Source organism: Streptomyces spongiae (assembly GCF_009377185.1).
Lineage (GTDB): Bacteria > Actinomycetota > Actinomycetes > Streptomycetales > Streptomycetaceae > Streptomyces > Streptomyces spongiae.
The window spans coordinates 1-1,570 of sequence record NZ_VJZC01001037.1; the positions used below are offsets into that span (position 1 = coordinate 1).

The 1,570-nt window shown below is 71.1% G+C and carries 2 protein-coding genes; one reads left to right on the forward strand and one right to left on the reverse strand.

Translation table 11 applies throughout. The features are described from left to right. The coding region (locus FNH08_RS49905) for a heparin lyase I family protein (protein WP_152778624.1) at window positions 1-718 on the forward strand (718 nt) is incomplete at its 5' end. A 27-nt stretch (window positions 719-745) separates the two neighbouring features. On the opposite strand, the gene FNH08_RS49910 is transcribed toward FNH08_RS49905, so the two are convergent. After that, window positions 746-1,531, reverse strand: a complete 786-nt coding sequence (locus FNH08_RS49910) for an ABC transporter ATP-binding protein (RefSeq protein WP_152778626.1) — start codon at window positions 1,529-1,531, stop codon at window positions 746-748. Window positions 1,532-1,570: the final 39 nt, after the last annotated feature.

Below are 1,570 nucleotides of genomic sequence, written 5' to 3' on the forward strand. Positions count from 1 at the left end.
CGCCTCCCCCGCCCACGCCGCCTCCTGGCAGCTGAAGTGGTCCCCGTCGGCGAGCGAGGACGGCCTCGGCGCCTTCGAGACCATCGAGGACGACCGCGCCGACTCGCACACGTCCGCCTCCCCGCACATCTTCGCCACGGGCAACAACTGGCGCTTCAACATGCACACCGTCGACCGGGACACCTCCACCGACCGTCAGCGTCAGGAGGTCACCGGCCTGCGCAACGGCAGCGGCAGCAACTACCTCAAGTGGACCGAGGGACAGACCTGGCGGGTCACGTACTCGATGTACATCCCGAGCTCGCTGAAGGCGACCACCACCTTCACCCACATCATGCAGATGAAGCAGCCGGGCACCGGCTCCTCGCCGATCGTCGTGCAGTCGCTGCGCCGGGTGAACGGGGCGCAGACCATCGAACTGAAGCTGTTCGAGAGCGATACCCTCGTCGGCCGTACCGCCCTCGATCCGCTGCACGACAAATGGACGGACGTCGACTTCCAGATCAAGGTCGGCAACGGCTCGGCGGGCTCGGTCCGCTGGATCCTCAAGAGCGGTTCGAGCACCGTCATCGACGCGTCGAAAACCGGCGTGGACACCTTCCTCGCCGACCGAGTCCGCCCCAAGTGGGGCATCTACCGCTCCCTGGGCGACACATCGGGCTCCCTCCAGAACACCTACATGCTGCTCACCAACCTGCGCGGCTACCAACTCGTCTGATCCGACGGTCAGTTGGTGATTGGTCGTTCAGTTCGTGACGCCCGTGCCGAGGTACGCCTCCCGCACCCGTGCGTCCGCGCGCACCTCGGCGGGCGTCCCCTCGGCGAGGACCCGCCCCAGGTCCAGGACGACGACCCGGGCGCACACCTCCATGACGAAGGAGACGTTGTGCTCGACGAGGAGGACCGCACAGCCCTCCTCGGCCGCCAGCCGCAGCACGACGGCCGAGAGGGCACGGCTCTCGTCGGCGGTCATGCCCGAGGCGGGCTCGTCCAGGAGCAGCACCCGGGGCGGGTCCGCCACCGCGCGGGCCAGCTCCAGCATGCGGGCCCGGCCCACGGGCAGGGCCGCCGCGTACGACTCGGCGACCGCGCCCAGACCGCAGAGGGCCAGCACCTCGGCCGCCCGGTCCCGGCGCGCCCTCTCGTACGGCCGCCGGGTGGGCGCCCCCACCAGGTCGGCCGCGAGCCCGCCACCGCCGCCGCGCCACTCCTGGGCCACGACGAGATTGTCCGCCACCGTCAACTGGCCGAAGGGCTGCTGCCGTTGGAAGGTGCGCCGCATGCCGTGCCGGGCGCGCCACACGGGGGAGCGGCGGGTGACGTCGGAGCCGTCGAGGAGCACACGGCCCTCGTCGGGGCGGCGGATACCGGACAGGACGTCGAACAGGGTGGTCTTTCCCGCCCCGTTGGGACCGATGAGCCCGCACACCTCGCCGGGGCGCAGGGCGAGGTCCACGCCGTCCAGGGCGCGCACCCCGCCGAAGCGGACGCCGACGCCCTGGGCTTGAAGGATCGGGGTGCTCGTACTCATGACCGGTGCACCTCCTCGGGCATGGGCCCCGGATCACCG